The organism is Shewanella cyperi (assembly GCF_017354985.1).
In the GTDB taxonomy this organism is placed as follows: domain Bacteria; phylum Pseudomonadota; class Gammaproteobacteria; order Enterobacterales; family Shewanellaceae; genus Shewanella; species Shewanella cyperi.
This window is the reverse complement of record NZ_CP071501.1, coordinates 811771-827991: the sequence shown is the minus strand read 5'-3', so window position 1 is coordinate 827991 and position 16221 is coordinate 811771. Positions and strand designations below refer to the sequence as shown.

The 16221-nt window shown below is 59.3% G+C and carries 19 protein-coding genes; 7 read left to right on the top strand and 12 right to left on the bottom strand.

The window, feature by feature from the left end; translation table 11 throughout:
• Window positions 1-3: 3 nt before the first annotated feature.
• The 4 genes from JYB84_RS03425 to JYB84_RS03410 all read right to left on the bottom strand — a co-directional run bounded on the left by JYB84_RS03425 (window position 4) and on the right by JYB84_RS03410 (window position 4186).
• Window positions 4-1359, bottom strand: a complete 1356-nt coding sequence (locus tag JYB84_RS03425; protein ID WP_207322057.1) for a glutamine synthetase family protein — start codon at window positions 1357-1359, stop codon at window positions 4-6.
• Window positions 1360-1380: 21 nt separating this feature from the next.
• Window positions 1381-2151: a gamma-glutamyl-gamma-aminobutyrate hydrolase family protein gene (locus JYB84_RS03420; protein WP_207322056.1), complete on the bottom strand. Its 771-nt coding sequence runs from the start codon at window positions 2149-2151 to the stop codon at window positions 1381-1383.
• Between the two features lie 216 nt (window positions 2152-2367).
• Window positions 2368-3864 (bottom strand): aldehyde dehydrogenase, encoded by a 1497-nt coding sequence (locus tag JYB84_RS03415; RefSeq protein WP_207322055.1) that lies wholly within the window; start codon window positions 3862-3864, stop codon window positions 2368-2370.
• Between the two features lie 145 nt (window positions 3865-4009).
• Window positions 4010-4186, bottom strand: a complete 177-nt coding sequence (locus JYB84_RS03410) for a hypothetical protein (RefSeq protein ID WP_207322054.1) — start codon at window positions 4184-4186, stop codon at window positions 4010-4012.
• A 146-nt stretch (window positions 4187-4332) separates the two neighbouring features.
• Between JYB84_RS03410 and JYB84_RS03405 the strand changes: the two genes are divergently transcribed.
• A complete protein-coding gene (locus JYB84_RS03405; RefSeq protein ID WP_207322053.1) occupies window positions 4333-4680 on the top strand; it encodes a DUF3634 family protein in 348 nt (115 codons plus the stop codon).
• A 17-nt stretch (window positions 4681-4697) separates the two neighbouring features.
• Here the strand turns inward: JYB84_RS03405 and JYB84_RS03400 are convergent, their stop codons facing one another.
• From JYB84_RS03400 to JYB84_RS03390, 3 genes are read right to left on the bottom strand one after another with little or no spacing between them, the layout of a single operon-like run.
• Window positions 4698-5039 carry an FKBP-type peptidyl-prolyl cis-trans isomerase gene (locus tag JYB84_RS03400; RefSeq protein ID WP_207322052.1) on the bottom strand — a complete coding sequence of 114 codons (342 nt, stop codon included), beginning with the start codon at window positions 5037-5039 and terminating at the stop codon, window positions 4698-4700.
• Window positions 5040-5049: 10 nt separating this feature from the next.
• Window positions 5050-5769 carry a pseudouridine synthase gene (locus JYB84_RS03395; protein WP_207322051.1) on the bottom strand — a complete coding sequence of 240 codons (720 nt, stop codon included), beginning with the start codon at window positions 5767-5769 and terminating at the stop codon, window positions 5050-5052.
• A gap of 1 nt (window position 5770) precedes the next feature.
• On the bottom strand, window positions 5771-6388 hold the full coding sequence (locus JYB84_RS03390) for a helix-turn-helix transcriptional regulator (protein ID WP_207322050.1): 618 nt from the start codon (window positions 6386-6388) through the stop codon (window positions 5771-5773).
• Window positions 6389-6527: 139 nt separating this feature from the next.
• On the opposite strand from JYB84_RS03390, the gene JYB84_RS03385 reads away from it, so the two are divergent.
• From JYB84_RS03385 to JYB84_RS03375, 3 genes are read left to right on the top strand one after another with little or no spacing between them, the layout of a single operon-like run.
• Window positions 6528-7121, top strand: a complete 594-nt coding sequence (locus tag JYB84_RS03385; RefSeq protein ID WP_207322049.1) for an NADPH-dependent FMN reductase — start codon at window positions 6528-6530, stop codon at window positions 7119-7121.
• An 11-nt stretch (window positions 7122-7132) separates the two neighbouring features.
• A complete protein-coding gene (locus tag JYB84_RS03380; protein ID WP_207322048.1) occupies window positions 7133-7531 on the top strand; it encodes a VOC family protein in 399 nt (132 codons plus the stop codon).
• Window positions 7532-7574: 43 nt separating this feature from the next.
• A complete protein-coding gene (locus JYB84_RS03375; protein WP_207322047.1) occupies window positions 7575-7994 on the top strand; it encodes a VOC family protein in 420 nt (139 codons plus the stop codon).
• Window positions 7995-8000: 6 nt separating this feature from the next.
• Here JYB84_RS03375 and JYB84_RS03370 read toward each other — a convergent pair whose 3' ends face one another.
• Window positions 8001-8345: a DUF1971 domain-containing protein gene (locus JYB84_RS03370; RefSeq protein ID WP_207322046.1), complete on the bottom strand. Its 345-nt coding sequence runs from the start codon at window positions 8343-8345 to the stop codon at window positions 8001-8003.
• 72 nt (window positions 8346-8417) lie between these two features.
• On the bottom strand, window positions 8418-8945 hold the full coding sequence (locus tag JYB84_RS03365; RefSeq protein WP_207322045.1) for a GNAT family N-acetyltransferase: 528 nt from the start codon (window positions 8943-8945) through the stop codon (window positions 8418-8420).
• A gap of 222 nt (window positions 8946-9167) precedes the next feature.
• On the opposite strand from JYB84_RS03365, the gene JYB84_RS03360 reads away from it, so the two are divergent.
• Window positions 9168-9428, top strand: coding sequence for a hypothetical protein (locus JYB84_RS03360; protein ID WP_228289680.1), 261 nt, complete (start codon window positions 9168-9170; stop codon window positions 9426-9428).
• A gap of 103 nt (window positions 9429-9531) precedes the next feature.
• Here JYB84_RS03360 and JYB84_RS03355 read toward each other — a convergent pair whose 3' ends face one another.
• From JYB84_RS03355 to JYB84_RS03345, 3 genes are all read right to left on the bottom strand, one after another.
• Complete coding sequence (locus tag JYB84_RS03355; RefSeq protein WP_207322044.1) at window positions 9532-10599, bottom strand: ACP S-malonyltransferase; 1068 nt, start codon at window positions 10597-10599, stop codon at window positions 9532-9534.
• Window positions 10596-12854: a dehydrogenase E1 component subunit alpha/beta gene (locus tag JYB84_RS03350; RefSeq protein ID WP_207322043.1), complete on the bottom strand. Its 2259-nt coding sequence runs from the start codon at window positions 12852-12854 to the stop codon at window positions 10596-10598. The genes JYB84_RS03355 and JYB84_RS03350 overlap by 4 nt, the downstream gene beginning before the upstream one ends.
• Window positions 12855-12995: 141 nt before the next feature.
• Complete coding sequence (locus JYB84_RS03345) at window positions 12996-14171, bottom strand: acyl-CoA dehydrogenase (protein WP_207322042.1); 1176 nt, start codon at window positions 14169-14171, stop codon at window positions 12996-12998.
• 196 nt (window positions 14172-14367) lie between these two features.
• Between JYB84_RS03345 and JYB84_RS03340 the strand changes: the two genes are divergently transcribed.
• Complete coding sequence (locus JYB84_RS03340; protein ID WP_207322041.1) at window positions 14368-15204, top strand: LysR family transcriptional regulator; 837 nt, start codon at window positions 14368-14370, stop codon at window positions 15202-15204.
• 145 nt (window positions 15205-15349) lie between these two features.
• Window positions 15350-16219: a MipA/OmpV family protein gene (locus JYB84_RS03335; RefSeq protein ID WP_207322040.1), complete on the top strand. Its 870-nt coding sequence runs from the start codon at window positions 15350-15352 to the stop codon at window positions 16217-16219.
• Window positions 16220-16221 lie beyond the last annotated feature (2 nt).

Here is a 16221-nt window from a genome sequence, read left to right as displayed (position 1 = left end):
TTTCTAGACTGTCAGCAACAAAAACTCCCGCTCCCAGGCGCTGACCACCCGGCGGAAGTTTTCCAGTTCGGCTTGTTTCACCGCCACATAACCTGTGGTGAAGGCATCCCCCAGATACTTGCGGCAAGCCTCGCTCTCTTCCATGGCCACCAGCGCCTCGTCGAGGGTCAGGGGCAGGCAGTTGACGTTGGCGGTGCGGCTCTCGTTGGCCTTGCCATGGACGGGATTGCTGGGCTTGAGCCCTTCCACCATGCCTATGTAGCCGGCGAGCAGACTGGCAGCCACCGCCAGATAGCAATTGGCATCGGCACCGGCGAGGCGGTTTTCGATGCGGCGGGTGTGCGGCGGCGACTCGGGAATACGCAGGCCGCAGGTGCGGTTTTCCTCGCCCCACTCCAGGTTCACCGGCGCCGAGGTGCCGGGCAAAAATCGCCGGAAGGAATTGACGCTGGGGGCCACCAGTGGCAGGAATTCCGGCAGATAGCGTTGCAGTCCGGCAATATGGCTTAAAAACAAAGGGCTCTTGGTGCCGTCATCCAAAGTGAAGATATTCTTGCCGCTGGTCTTGTCGAGCACGTTCTGGTGAATATGCATGGCGCTGCCGGGCTCGTTGGTGACCGGCTTGGCCATAAAGGTGGCGCAGACATTGTGCTTGAGCGCCGCTTCGCGCAGGGTGCGTTTAAACACAAACACCTGATCCGCCAGGGACAGTGCATCGCCGTGGCTGAAGTTGATCTCCATCTGCGCTGTGCCTTCCTCGTGGATCAGGGTGTCTATGTCCAGCCCCTGGGCCTCGCACCACTCGTACATGTCCTCAAACAGGGGATCGTATTCGTTGGCGGCATCGATGGAGAATGACTGGCGGCCGGACTCGGCGCGGCCGGAGCGGCCCATGGGCGGCTTCAGTGGCAGGTCAGGATCTTCATTGCGCGCCACCAGGTAGAACTCCATCTCGGGAGCGATTACCGGTTGCCAGCCGTGATCGTCGTAGAGTTTAATCACCTTTTTCAGCACGTTGCGCGGTGACAGCTCTATGGGGTTGCCCATCCTGTCGAAGGTGTCGTGGATCACCTGGGCCGTGGCCTCCAGGGTCCAGGGCAGCAGGAATACGGCATTTTCATCGGGGACACAGATGAAGTCGATTTCGGCGCTGTCCAGCAGCTCGAAATACACCTCCTGACCTATGTTGTCGCCGGTGACGGTTTGCAGCAGCACACTTTCCGGCAGGCGCATGCCCTTCTCGTTAACAAACTTGTCCACCGGCGAGATCTTGCCCCGGGCTATGCCCGTCATATCGCTGATGACGCACTCCACCTCGGTGATTTTCTTGTCTTTCAAAAATGCGATGAGCTTTTCCATTATGTCCACCCTGCGTGGTCTTTAGCCTGCGCCCAATGCCGCCCTGGCCCGGCACGCGGCGCCGAAGGCCTGGAATATGGCCAGATAAAAGGGGTTGTCGGCCACCTGCCACTCGGGGTGGAACTGCACTCCGAGGGCGAAACTGTCGCCGGCCACAGAAAAGGCCTCCAGCAGCCCATCCTCGGCATAGGCCTCGGCTCTGAGCCCCGGCGCCAGGCGCGCTATCCCCTGGCCATGGAGGGAATTGACCCTGACCCTGGGCTCGGGCCAAAGCCCGGCCAGCAAACCGCCGGGCACCAGATTGATGTCATGGGCCGGACCGTACTGCTCGCTCAAAGGCGCGGTTTTATCCTCGCGGTGATCATCGAATAACCCGGTGTCAGCCACAGCCTGATGCAGGCTGCCCCCCAGGGCCACATTCATTTCCTGAAAGCCGCGACAAATGCCCAGCAGCGGCACACCTGCGGCAATGGCGGCGCGGATCAGCGGCAAACTGGTGGCATCGCGGGGATGATCTTCAGGGGACTCGGCCTGAGTCTTGGCGCTCTGGTAATGCACCGGGGCCACATTGGAGGGCGAGCCGGTGAACAACAGGCCGTCGAGGCGTTCAAGCAGTGCCGTTGGCGGCCAGGGATCATCAGGGAGGATCAGCGAAGGAATGATCAGCGGCCAGGCCCCGGCGCCATTGATAACGGCGCGCAGGTACTTCTCACCGGCAATATTGAACGGGTGCAGGCCAAGTTGGGTTGTACAGGCAATCACGCCGACCAGCGGCGGGCGGGGTTCACTCATGGGTCACCTTCTTGTGGCGGCGCAGTCCATCCATCTCGGGTCACGTCTTCGACGTTACACCCTTCACCGGATGCTGACAACCACACCACGGACTGATATTGCCGGGAGCTGCCAAGCTTTAAGCTTTGAAATACAGCACCTTGCAACTATCAATATTAGCAGGCTTTAGCGTCGTCTGCCTGAAGCCCCAGCCCTCAGCGGCAAGGGCGAACGACGCTAGATGGCTATCCAGGTGGCCTTGATTTCGGTGTACTTGTCAAAGGCATGCAGGGATTTATCCCGGCCGTTGCCCGATTGTTTGAAGCCACCGAAGGGGGCCGTCATATCACCGCCATCGTATTGATTAACCCAGACAGAGCCGCAGCGCAGCGCCTTGGCCATGCGGTGGGCCTTGGATAAGTCTGCCGTCCAGACCCCCGCCGCCAGACCGTAAATACTGTCGTTGGCTATGGCTATGGCCTGCTCCATGCCGTCAAATTCAATCACAGACAGTACTGGGCCGAAGATCTCTTCCCGGGCGATTTTCATCTGATTGTGCACCCCGTCAAACAGGGTCGGCTCCACGTAAACACCGCCCGTGCTCTGCAGCACCTGATTGCCGCCCTGCACCAGGGTCGCGCCTTCCTCCCGGCCTGCGGCTATGTAGCCCAGCACTGTCTGCAACTGTTGCCGGTCCACCAGGGCGCCACAGCGGGTTTCGGGTTCCAGCGGGTGCCCCGGCTGCCACTTGGCCAGCTCGGCCCTTACCTGGGCGATGAATTGATCGCGGATGGGTGACTCCACCAGGAGGCGTGAGCCCGCGGTGCACACCTCGCCCTGATTGAAGGCGATGGCCTCGGCTGCCGCCCTGGCGGCCAGTCCCAGATCCGGGGCATCGGCAAAGACTATGTTGGGGCTCTTGCCACCGGCCTCCAGCCAGACCCGTTTCATGTTGGAGCGGCCGGCATAGATCATCAGCTGCCGTGCCACCCGGGTCGAGCCGGTGAACACCAGGGTGTCCACATCCATGTGCAGCGCCAGTGCCTCGCCCACCAGGTGGCCGAAACCGGGCAGCACATTGAGCACGCCGTCGGGGATCCCGGCCTCTTTGGCGAGGGCCGCCATGCGAATGGCGGTCAGCGGCGATTTTTCCGAGGGTTTGAGCACCACGCTGTTGCCGGCGGCCAGCGCCGGCCCCAGCTTCCAGCAGGCCATCAACAGGGGAAAGTTCCAGGGCACTATGGCGGCGACCACACCTATGGGCTCGCGGGTGATCATGCCTATTTCGTTGTGTGCCGTGGGCGCCAGCTCGCCATAGAGCTTGTCTATGGCCTCGCCGGACCAGCGAATGGCGCGGGCGGCGGCCGGCAGGTCGACGCTGCGGGCATGGGACACGGGCTTGCCCATGTCGAGGGTTTCCAGCAGTGCCAGTTCATCGGCATGGGTCTCCAGCAGCTCGGCAAAGCGCAGCATCACCTGCTTGCGTTTAACCGGCGCCAGGCGCGACCAGCTGCCGGACTCGAAACTTTCACGGGCAGCGGCCACGGCCCTGTCGGCATCCTCGGGGCCACAGCTGACCACCTTGGCCAGCACCCGGCCATCGATGGGACTGATACAGTCGAAACTGTCGCCGCCCGCGGCCTCCACATAGCTGCCATTGATAAAGGCCCGGCCATTAATGGTCAGGCTGGCGGCCAGATGTTCCCAGTCACTGCGCTTTTTGGCTATCCCCATACATCCTCCCTGTACCTGAGTGCGCGGCCGGCAGTTACCCGCCGCTTAAGCAACTACACCCAGACTAGGCCGATTGGGGCGGCTTTTACAAGTATCTCCCGGCCATAAAAAAACCGCCCTTGGGCGGTTTCTGTTGTTGAATTGGCTACTGAGCCAGGCGCGGCACCTTGCCGTCATTGAGCTGCTGCTTCAATTCGCTCCACTGCTGACTCAGGCGCGTCAGGGCGCTCTGGCGCTGCGGGAATGTGGACTGCAAATTCTGCAGTATTTGGATCTGCTTATCGCAGACCTGAGCCCATCCTCGGGCATTGGCAAGTGACATGATTCCTTCCTCTATCCGGCCGCATTATTGCTGTATCAGGGTAGAGCTTCCACCCGCCGCGGACAAGAGCGATTTTTGCGATCCCGGACTCTTTTCCGGACAAAAGTTAGGGGGTATCTTTAACAAAAACACCACAAGGAAATGCCATGGTAGCCACAGTGCTGAAAATCGTCTTTGTCCTCATAGGTCTCGCCTTGCTGTACCGGCTGTTTTTTGCCGGCAGTCGCAAGGGATTAACCCTGTTCGAAATGCATTTCAAACAGGGCCGTCTGGTGAGTCACAAGGGCAAGATCCCGGAAAAATTCGAGCGTGAATGCCGGGCCATTGCCAAGGCGGAGAAACTGACCTGCACTGTGCGGGCCGAACGCTTGGGGGATGTGCGGTTGCACGTATCCGCCAATGTGGGAGAAACCATAATCCAGAGGCTGCGCAATTTGTTTCCGTTCGAGTATTACGACAAGAAAACCCTCGACAACAGCAAGCAGACCGGCTGAAGGACAAGGCGCCCGGCTCAGTCGTCCCGGGTCAGCACTTCCAGCAGCTCTATCTCAAAGGTCAGATCGGAATTGGGCGGTATCTTATCGCCCATCTGCCGCTCACCATAGGCCAAATGAGCCGGCACTTTAAGCCTGCGCACCCCGCCCACCTGCATGCCCATCAGGCCCTGATCCCAGCCCTTGATCACCCGACCTGTGCCTATTACGCACTGGAAGGGACGGCCCTTGTCGCGGGAGGAATCGAACTTGCTGCCATCGGCGAGAAAGCCCTCGTAATGGGTGGTAATGAGTGCTCCCTTGACCACGGTCTTGCCGTCGCCAAGCTTGATATCCTCGATTTGCAATTCAGCTGACATCTTATTGTCCTTATTCAACTATTTTTCTGGCATCGGCCACTTCTGCGGCACCTAAATGGCGCCACTGTCCCGGTGCCAAAGAGGCATCCAGGCTGATATTGCCCACCTTGAGGCGGTGCAGTGCCACAACAGGATTGCGAAAGCGGCCAAACATGCGCTTGATTTGATGGTAACGGCCCTCGGTCAGCTCCACCAGTGCCACCCGGGGAGCTTCTATGACCAGGCGGGCCGGGCGGGTGGTGATATCCTCAAAATCGAAATACATGCCCTCGGCAAAGGCCTGCACCGCCTCCGGCGCTATGGGGTTGGCCAGGGTCACCCGGTACAACTTGGGCACATGGGCATCGGGCTGCATCAGGCTCTCGGACCAGCGGCTGTCGTTGGTCAGCAGCACCAGACCCGAGCTGTGTTTGTCGAGCCGTCCCACTATATGCAGCCCGGGATGCAGCGCCTCGGGCAACAACTGCATCACCGTTGCCTGCTCGGCGTCACTGGTGGCGCTGAGGATCCCGGCGGGCTTGTGCAACATCAGATAGACGGGATCCCAGCCCAGCAATAACTCGCCATCCAGCGCCAACTTGCAAAACTCGTCCACCTGGAGATCCGGCGCGCTGACAGTATCACCATCGAGGCTGATGCGACCTTCGGCCAACAGGGCCCGCACGCTTTTGCGCGGGATCTGCAAATGCACCGCCAGCAGCCGGTCGAGCCGCCCCCTTTTGCCGCGCATATCAGTCGACCTTGATCAGATAGGCACAGCGACGGGCGCCACCGAGGATATGCTCCTCGCGGCTGACGCTGACCCCGGGCCCCAAGAGCTCGCTGAACAGCTTAAGCTCGGAGCGGCAAAAATTCTGGCACTCACGGGCGGCGGCACAGATGGGACAGTGGTTTTCCAGCAGCCACAGACCACGCTCATCCTCTTGCACCTCGGCCATATAGCCCTCACGACTGCGCTCCGTCGCCAGGGCTTCCAATCTGGCGCGCAGATCATCACAGTCGGCCATGGCCGCAGCATATTGAGCCGCGCTGGCCTGCTCCCTGTGACCTATAAGCTTGTCCAGCCCCTCATCGCCGAAGATGACCTTGACCGACTCTATCAGTCTCAGGGTCAGATCCTCGTGGCGATCGCCAAAATGGTTCTGGCTGGCCTCGGTCAGGCACCAATACCGCGCCGGACGACCACGGCCCTCGCTCCTGTCCTCAAAACCCAGCAGGCCCTGGGCCTCCAAAGACAGCAGATGCTGGCGCACCCCCATGGAGGTCAATCCCAGCTCGGCCGCCAGTTCGTTGGCGGTCTGGGGGCCATGCAATTTCAGGCGCTCAAGGATCTTGTCTGTGGTCTTCATCTGTATCCGGTACTTACTGTGCTTGTCAGCATTATTGCTGATCTTCAGATTAAGTAAACTTTTTTATTTATTTTATCTTTACAGGATTAAATAAACCAATTAGTTTACAATTTAATTTGCAAACCAAAGGATTTATAAAATGCGACTCACCATAATCAACGGCAGCCAACGTCACCCCTCCCAAAGCGGCCGGGTCGCGCGCTTTCTGGCACAGGAAGCGGAACGCCAGGGACACTTTGCACAACTGGAAGTGGTGGATCTGGCCGAGCTGTCATTGCCCTTTTGGGATGGCGACAGCCAGGAAAGCAAGGGCACCGATTGGCAGGTGCTGGAGCCGAAACTGGCCGCATCGGACGCCTACATACTGATCACCCCCGAGTGGAGCGGCATGGCAACACCACTGTTAAAGCAATTGCTGATGAACGCCAGCGTGCCGGTCACCGGCCACAAACCGGCGCTGTTGGTGTCGGTCAGCGCCGGCATCAACGGCGTGTTCCCCCTGGGGGAACTGATGCAAAGCGGCAATAAAAACAACAAATTGGTATTTATCCCCGCCAACATCATAGTCCGGGACGTGGATGAAATGCTCCATCCCCAGCCCAGGGAAGCGCAACTGCCACACGATATCGCCATCCGTGAGCGCATAGATGCCAGCCTGGAGTTGCTTGGGCATTACGCGAGGGCGCTGCAACCACTCAAAGAATACCGGGATCCTTTCCGTTACGGCATGTAAGGAGATAACTGATGAGAATGAACCAAATAACCCTGCCGGCGACAGATCTCGCCGCCGCAGTCGACTTCTACCTGACCCTGGGTGCCATCCAGATAGTGGACACCCCCCACTATGCCCGCTTTGTCTGCCCCGAGGGTGACAGCAGCTTTTCCCTGCACCTGGTGGATGCGCAGATGCTGCAAGAGAGCGGCTGGCGCATTTACTTTGAATCGGACCGGCTTGATGCCTGGGTGGAAGAATTGCAGCAGGCGGGCCTGGCTTTTGAATCCTTGCCAAGGGACGAGCGCTGGCTGTGGCGGGAGGCCAGACTCAGGGATCCCGCCGGCAACCAGGTGGTGTTGTTCCATGGTGGCGACAACCGCCTGAGCCCACCCTGGCGGGTGGATATCCGCAAGAATGCAACGGCATGACACCAGGGTCTCTGGTGCCGAATAACCTTACAAGGAGTCAATCATGATCAGACTGGAACACATCAACCTGGTGGTAAAAGACCTTGAGCGCAGCCTGAGTTTTTACCGGGCGGCCTTCCCCCATTGGCAAGTGCGCGGCGGCGGAGAGGGCAGTTGGTACGGCAAGCCGCGTCAATGGCTGCACTTTGGCGATGACTATCAATACCTGGCGCTCAATAACGATGGCGAGGGGGATAACCGGGATCTGAGCGGTCACCAGACGGGCCTGGCTCACTTTGCCTTTGTGGTGGATAACTTGGATGCCCTGGTGGCAAGACTGGCGCAGGCCGGGTTTCCTGTGGCCAAGGACGGGGCACCGGACAGCGGCCGTCGCAATCTCTATTTCCTCGACCCCGATGGTTTCGAGGTGGAGTTTGTCGAGTACTTGAGCGATATCCCCGCGGTGCGCAATCAATACCCTTGAGCAGCCTCAGCTATCGCTGCCGGGGGCAAGAAACTGGCTCAGGCTCTGCTCTCCCGGGCTCCCCTGACCCGGTGTGGCGAACACACTGAAGCGGAATTGTGCGGTTTCCGCCAGGGGCTTGAGGCAATAGCTGTGACCCGAGTGCAACAGCACCCGTTCATTGGCCTTGAGCCTGAGCTGCAATGGCTGCCCATCAGCGCGCAGGCTCAGGTAGTCCAGCTCACCACTGAGCAACTCCAGCCGGCAATGGAATCCGGCCTTGGGGATATGGGGCTGCAGCAGCTGCTGCGGCGCTTTGCGACTGTCAAAGGTCGTGGTGGTACCAAGCTTGATACAAGCTTTGGGGATCATGGCGACAGCTCCTTCGGAATATTACCCGGATAAAGTGTAATCCAAGCCGGTGCATCTGCCCCGGCAAATGATTCAACTGAATTCTCTCAGGCTGGCCATCAGGAAGGCATCCACGTATTCACCGTTGCGAAAGCCATAGCCTATGGCCTCGCCTTCAATAACAAAGCCGTGGCGTTTATACAGGCGAATGGCCGCATGATTGTCCGTGTACACCTCAAGCTCGATGCGGCGCACCGCCAGCCAGTTATGGGCCAAGTCCATCATGGCCGCCAACAGGGCCGAGCCCACGCCTATGCCCTGAAAATCTTCACTGACCGCCATACCCAGGGTTGCCACGTGCTTGCGTCTGGGGGCTGCACAGACTTCCATGCCAATCTGGCCCACCACTTCACCATCGATTTCGGCCACCAGGCTGTAGCAATTGTCCGGCAGACTGCCGAGTCTTTGCTGCCAGCGGGCCAGGGATGGAAAGGGCGCCTGCAGGGTGGAGGCGAAACAACTGGGCTGGGCATAGATGGCACGCACGGCGGCAGCATCTGATTCCTCGCTGTGACGCAGCTTGATGCGCCCCTTCTGATCTTGCAGTGGTTCGGGATACATGATGAATATTCCTTGAAAAATAACTACTTGAATATGCCAGCTTAAAAGGCCAACAGGCAAGGGTTGCCGAAAAGACATCAAGGAAAAATTTGCTCACCGACAATGGGAAAATATATCAATATGCAACTATTGACTCAGCTGTCAGAATGGCGCCGTCACCGGCATTGGAATGGTGCCAAGCGTCACCATTGGCCGGTAACCTATTAAGTTAAAGGAAAAAAAATGCGTAACCTCCCCGCCCTCTCCTCCCTGTCTGTCCTGTTGCTGGCCCTGCTGTCACAGCCGCTCAGCGCCACCGAGGATGAGCCGGTCACGGATTTACCCCCCGCCCCCACGGAAGATGTAGTGCAGATCAAGGCCGTGTGTCAGCAAATTGCCCTGGAAGATCAGGTGGAAGCCGCCGACATGCAAAAATTCTTGCTGGGCTGCCTCAACGAACAGTTGAACGAGATGGGCTACCAGCCACTGACGTCCCTGGATTAACCCGGGATACAGGCTAAAGCCGAATAGAGGCCCGCCCCCGCACCGCTTGCCAAGCTGCGGGGACGGTGAAAAATCAAGGCCCCGCTGAGGGGGCCTTGGAAGGTTATTTTTGTTTCAGTGCCGCCGAGCGCTGGCTTTCCATTCCCAGTGCCAACATCCGCGGATCCTCGGCCTGGCCAGCGCTGAAGCTCGCCTTGTCGGCCCAGCCAAACCAGTTGATGTCGATAAGGCTCTGGGCCACAGGGCCACCCAGGGTATTGCCCGGCCCCAGCACCAACACCCGATCCGGCGCGAACTCCTTGACCGCCACCGCCACTGCCTTGCTGAAGTCATAGGGCTCAAGCACCTGATGCCCCAGGGTGTAATCCCACAGTTTGTGGGTATCTGTGCTGTATTGGGTCCAGATCTGCCCGCGGCCGTCCACCATGGGGATGGCGGGCTTGCGGAACAGGCTTTCGGGCAGCTCGCGCTTGCCGCGCTCGGAAATGGCCCCCAGCAGCGGCGAGTGGAAGGCGCCGTGATTATACAGCCGCATGGGGTAGCGATCTTCCAGTGACGGCAGCAGGCTTTCGGCCAGCTTGAGGCCGGCCTCGTTGCCCGCCAACACCCGGTAGCCACCGAGGAAGATGGACGTGAACAGGGCACAGCCCTCGGTCTGGTTCACCTGGGCTATGACACTGTCGATAAGCGCGCTCTTGGCGTCATCCTTGTGCCACTTGTCATCCATTTCGGGATAAATCAACTGACCGCCGATAAGGCCATCGGCCATCATGGAGCCCATGGTGTTGATCACCCCGATGGCACCTTCGGCATCCAGTGCGCCGGCCAGCGCCAGGGCTATGTACCAGCCCATGGAGTTGCCCGTGACCGCCACTATCTCAAAGCGCTCCCTGTCTATGTCCATAAAGTCGGCCATGGCACAGGCGTAGATCAGTGCCGAGGCATTTTCGCCCGGGGTGTGCAGCTTGAAGGAATACTTGGATTCACCGTCCAGTGCGGCAATGGAACTCTGGCCACAGGCCCGGCGGTAACTGTCGATATCGGCAATAAAGTCCTGCTTGTCGGGATGCAGCCGCGCCAGGTAGCCCAGCTCTTCCTTGTTGTAGCAGCCACGGCCCGGGGCTATGACCACTACCCGCTCTTTGACGCGGTTTTCTGTTGTCTGGCTCATGCGCGGGCCTCCATGTTGATTATGTCTGCCGTGCCCTTTTGCACCAGGGCAAGGGCTGCGGCCACTATGCTGTCGCGGCTCGGCAGCGGCAGGGTGGCGGCATCGGCCAGCGGAATAAAGCAGTCCTCGGCGTTAAGGCGTGCCAGCGGCGGACAAGCCGCCCCCAGACGTTCATGCAGTGCCGTGACTATGGCCTCGGACACCGAGCCGCTGCGGCGACATTCGTCGACAATCAACACGTGGCGGCATTGGCTCGCCTGCTCGGCTATGGCCTGCTCGTTCAGGGGCACCAGGAAGCGCAAGTCCATTATGGTGCAGTCTATGCCCTGCTCCCTGAGCTGCTTCTCGGCCTGGCGGCTGAGGAAATAACCGTTGCCGTAGGTGATGATGCACAGGTCTTTGCCCTTGCCGTGGATGCCGGGTTCGCCGAGCGCTATGGGGGTCGCCTCGCGTTCGGGCACATAATCGGCGGCCCACAGGCTGTCGCCTGCTTCATGCAGATCCCGGGTCATGTACAGGGCAATGGGTTCGAGGAACACCACCACCCGCTGCTCTTCCCGCGCCAGACGCACGCATTCACGCAGCATCTCCACCGCATCCTTGCCATTGGATGGACAGGCGAGGATCAGCCCGGGAATATCCCGGAACAGGGTGAAGGAGTTGTCATTGTGGAAATGACCGCCAAAGCCCTTCTGGTAGGCCAGACCGGCGATGCGGATCACCATGGGGTTGGTGAACTGACCATTGGAGAAGAAGGACAGGGTCGCGGCCTCACCGCGGATCTGATCTTCGGCGTTATGGACATAGGCCAGGAACTGGATCTCCGGGATCGGCAGCAGGCCATTATGGGCCATACCCGTGGCCATACCCAGAATGGAGGTTTCATCCAACAGGGTGTTGATCACCCGGTTGGGACCAAAGCGGTCCACCAGGCGCGAAGTCACGCCGTAGACGCCGCCTTTCTTGCCCACGTCTTCACCGCAAATCACTATGTTGTCGCGGCTGGCCATCAGTTCGGTCAGGGCCAGGTTAATCAGCTTGCCCATGTGCACCGGTTTGCCGATGGACTGGCGGTCTGCCTTGAACAGTTCGCCCAGCTGGGCCTCGTCCAGCGGAGTTATGGGGGCAACATCGGCCTTGGGTGGCACTATGCTGGCCATGGCATCTTTGGCTGTGGTGAGCTTGGGCCTGCCGGCGGCCACCAGGGCGATGGCGCCGATACGGGCCTTGAGTTCCTGGTACAAGTCGACAATGGCCGCAGGCGTCATCAGACCGGCATCGATCAGCTGGGCGGCACTCACCAGCAATGGATCCTGGGCCTCGGTGGCAAAAATACGCTCCTTCGGCAGGTAGGCAATTTCGGCATCGCTGCCGGCATGGCCCATCAGGCGCACGGTGCGCACATGCAGGAACACGGGCTTACGGTGACGACGGCACCAGTCGGCGGCTTCGCGGGTCACCTTGAAGGTGTCGAGCAGATCGCGGCCGTCACAATAGAAATACTGGATCCCGGGCCTGTGCTCAAAGTTGGCGCGGATCCAACCCTTGGGGGTGGAGGTGGAAATGCCTATGCCGTTGTCTTCACAGACAAACATCAGCGGCAGCGGCACGCCCTGATAGGCGGCCCAACCGGCGGCATTGATGGCGGTCTGGGCGCTGGCATGGTTGGCCGAGGCATCACCGAAGTTACACATCACCAGGGCATCATGGGGCATCACGGCCTCAACCCTGAGCCGACTGGTCAGCGGAATACTGAGGGCGGCACCCACGGCCTTGGGCAAGTGGGAGGCAATGGTGGAGGTCTGGGGCGGGATCAGCAGGGTCTTGCTGCCCAGCACCTTGTGGCGACCGCCGGAAATCGGATCTTCACTGGAGGCGGCAAAGGACAGCAGCATATCCCACAGCTGGGTTTCCCCCGGTACCTGGCGACCACGCTCCACCATAAAGGCGCCGCTGCGGTAGTGCAAAAATGCCATGTCCGTCGGCCGCAGCGCTGCGGCCACGGCGGCGTTGCCCTCGTGCCCCGAGGAACCTATGGTATAAAAACCCTGATTGCGGGCCCGCATGCGCCGCGATTCCAAATCCAGCAAACGGCTCTTGAGCTGGGATTCGAAGATACCAACAAAGTCGGCGTCGCTCAGCCCCAGGCTGCGGTGATCCCAGCCCTCGCTGATGTCATTGAGTATGTTCAGGACCGAGCCGTCGCCGACCCGCTCCAGAAATTGTTTGTCTATGGCTATCGCTCTGTCTTCCATTGCCCATCCTGCCTTGCAAGGCCACCCTGAGTGGCGTCATCCGCGGCCGCAACCGGCCACGGCAAAATGCCGGGGGCCAGACTGCAAGCCCCCGGGTTCGACAAAAAAGCAGGGGGCCGTCGGCCCCCTGGAATAATGCAATCAGCCGAAGGCCTGGATGCCGGTTTGGGCACGACCCAGGATCAACGCGTGGATGTCGTGGGTGCCTTCGTAGGTGTTGACGGCTTCCAGGTTCATCACATGGCGGATAACGTGGAATTCGTCGCTGATGCCATTGCCGCCGTGCATGTCACGGGCGACGCGGGCGATATCCAGCGCCTTGCCGCAGGAGTTACGCTTGATAAGGGAAATGGCTTCCACCGGCAGGGCATCCTGATCCATCAGGCGACCGGCCTGCAGACAGGCAAACAGACCCGTGGTGATTTCGGTTTGCATGTCGGCCAGCTTCTTCTGAATGAGCTGGGTGGCCGCCAGGGGACGGTTGAACTGGATCCGGTCGAGGCTGTACTGACGGGCGGCGTGCCAGCAGAATTCGGCGGCGCCCAATGCGCCCCAGGCGATACCGAAGCGCGCCTTGTTGAGGCAACCAAAGGGACCTTTCAAACCCTCAACGTTTGGCAGCAGTGCATCTTCGCCCACTTCCACGTTGTCCATGACGATTTCACCTGTGATGGAGGCACGCAGGGAGAACTTGCCCTCAATCTTGGGTGCAGACAGACCCTTCATACCCTTCTCCAGCACGAAGCCGCGGATCACGCCGTCGAGCTTGGCCCAAACCACGAACACATCGGCTATGGGGCTGTTGGTGATCCACATCTTGGCACCGTTGATGCGATAGCCGCCATCGATGCGCTCGGCGCGGGTTTTCATCCCGGCAGGATCCGAGCCCACATCGGGTTCGGTCAGGCCGAAACAGCCGACCCACTCACCGGTGGCGAGCTTGGGCAGGTACTTCATGCGCTGGGCCTCGGAGCCGTAGGCGTAGATAGGGTGCATTACCAGCGAGGACTGTACGCTCATGGCGCTGCGATAACCGCTGTCGACCCGCTCCACTTCACGGGCCACCAGACCATAGCTGACATAGTTGGCGTTGGCGCAGCCGTACTGTTCCGGCAAGGTGAGCCCCAACAGGCCCAGTTCACCCAGCTCGTTCATGATTTCGCGATCGAAGTGCTCTTCGCGGTTGGCCATCAGCACCCGGCTCATCAGCTTGTCCTGGGCATAGCCATGGACCATGTCGCGGATCATCCGCTCTTCTTCGGTCAGCAGGGAATTGAATTGCAACGGGTCTTGCCAGTCAAAATGAACGCGGGTCATAGGGTTGTCCTTATTTTTGGCGCTTAAGTTCCGAACTTGGTCGGCAGAGCTTAGGGCTGCGGTTATGTGAACTCCCGGGCAAAAGTGTCCGGGGAATTTGCGAATGGCATTAGCATAGGCATAATGCTGGCTTAGGAAAAATATTCTTTTTCTTTAACATCCATAGCTTTTCCCTATATCTGACGCTGAGGTAAAGATGAATCTCAAGAGCTTGAATTACTTCGTAGTTGTGCTGGAGAAGGGCAGCATCAGTGCCGCCGCCAAGCACTGCTACATTGCCCAGCCGTCGATATCTGCCGCCATCTCACAACTGGAATCCGAGCTCAATACCCAGCTGTTTCATCGCCACGGCAAGGGCATTACCCCCACGGATGCCGGCATGCGGCTTTATCCTTTAGCGCGGCGGCTGCTGAACGAATCCCGCGCCATTCAGTCGCTGTTTGCCAAACAGGAAATCCAGGTGCCCTTCCGCCTTGGGCTTATCCGCTCCCTCGGGGTGCAGCGCATGAGTATGCTGCTCAAGGAGTTCACCGCCGCCTGTCCGGATATGGATCTCACCCTGGTGGAACCTACCGAGGACAGCGATGCCCGCATCATTACCACAAGCGATCTGGGGATCAACGAGAGTTTTCTGCCCATGTGGCACGACACCTATGTGCTGGCCATCCCCCCGTCCATGAGCCTGGGGCTGAAAAGTGCGGTCAGGCTGGAGGATTTGCATCAGCAGCCCTTTATTCACAGGGCTCCCTGTGAGGCGCTGACCAGCCTGCAGCAGCTGCTGGATATGGAGGGTATCAAGCTGCAGGTCAGGGCCAGGATCCAGACGGTGGAATACGCCGTCGGCTTGGTGGCGGCGGGGCTGGGAATAGCCCTGGTGCCGGCCATTCCGGCGCTGCTGGAGCAGCAGGATATAGTGTTCCGCCCGCTGGCAGACATAGAGCTCAAACGCACCGTCGGCCTGGCCATGCCCCTGGGACAGGCCCAAACCCCACAGCAAAAGCAACTCTCTGCCCTGTGCAACCTGTTCCGCTAACGGCGCCACGCCGGGCGATAAGGGGCCTGCTGCTTTTTTGTAACCAAAGTATCAATTTGCAACAGCCGGGAATTTGCCGCTGCTGATATTTGCGATTAATGTTACTTTTGTGCCCCTCAACAGATTCAGTAACGTCAAATCAACAATGATTAAACTTCTCAGTTTTTGCACTGCGCTATTGCTGTTGCCTGCGGCCTGGGCTGCCCCGGGTTGCGATGCACAGCATGGGTGTATTGAGAGTAACAGTTGGGAATTGGGGCTGGCATTGGGCTACGGCGAGCGCAGCAATCCACTGCGTGAACATAATGACATCCCCCTCTACCTGGTACCCGAGATAGCCTACTACGGTGATGACTGGTATTTCGATAACGGCAGCCTGGGCTACATACTGTGGGAAGATGACCGCTTCAGCCTTAACCTCGCCGGCAACTTCGCCAGCGACAGGGCCTATTTCGATCGCTGGGATCCGGCCAACCTGTTTATTACCGGCAACCTGAGCAACAGGGACGTGCCGATAGATCAAGGCCCGGTAATAGACCCCAGTGGCGAAGATGAACTGACCAGCTTTGATGAACTTGAAACCCGGAATTTCACCTATTTGGGGGGATTGGAAGCTTATTACTTCAGTAAGCTCGGGATGATCAAGCTGGCCTGGATGCACGACCTGTTTGGGGTCCACCAGGGCAGTGAAGTCCAGTTCAAATGGGAGTACGGGATAAATTTTGGCGATCTGACCACCACAGCCTCGGTGTTTGCCGATTGGAAGAGCAAAGACCTGGTGGCTTACTACTACGGCGTCAGGCCCACGGAAAACCTTTACTGGAGTCAAACCTATCAGGCCACCTCGGGCTGGAACCGGGGTCTGGAACTCAACCTCAGCTACCCGTTGGCGCAGCACTGGGAGCTGCTGGGCATGGTGCGTTACACCCGCCTGGCTGAAAGTATCAGCGCCAGTCCCCTGGTGGTGGAAGATGACAGCCTGGCTTACTTTCTCGGCATAGGGTACAGCTTCTGATG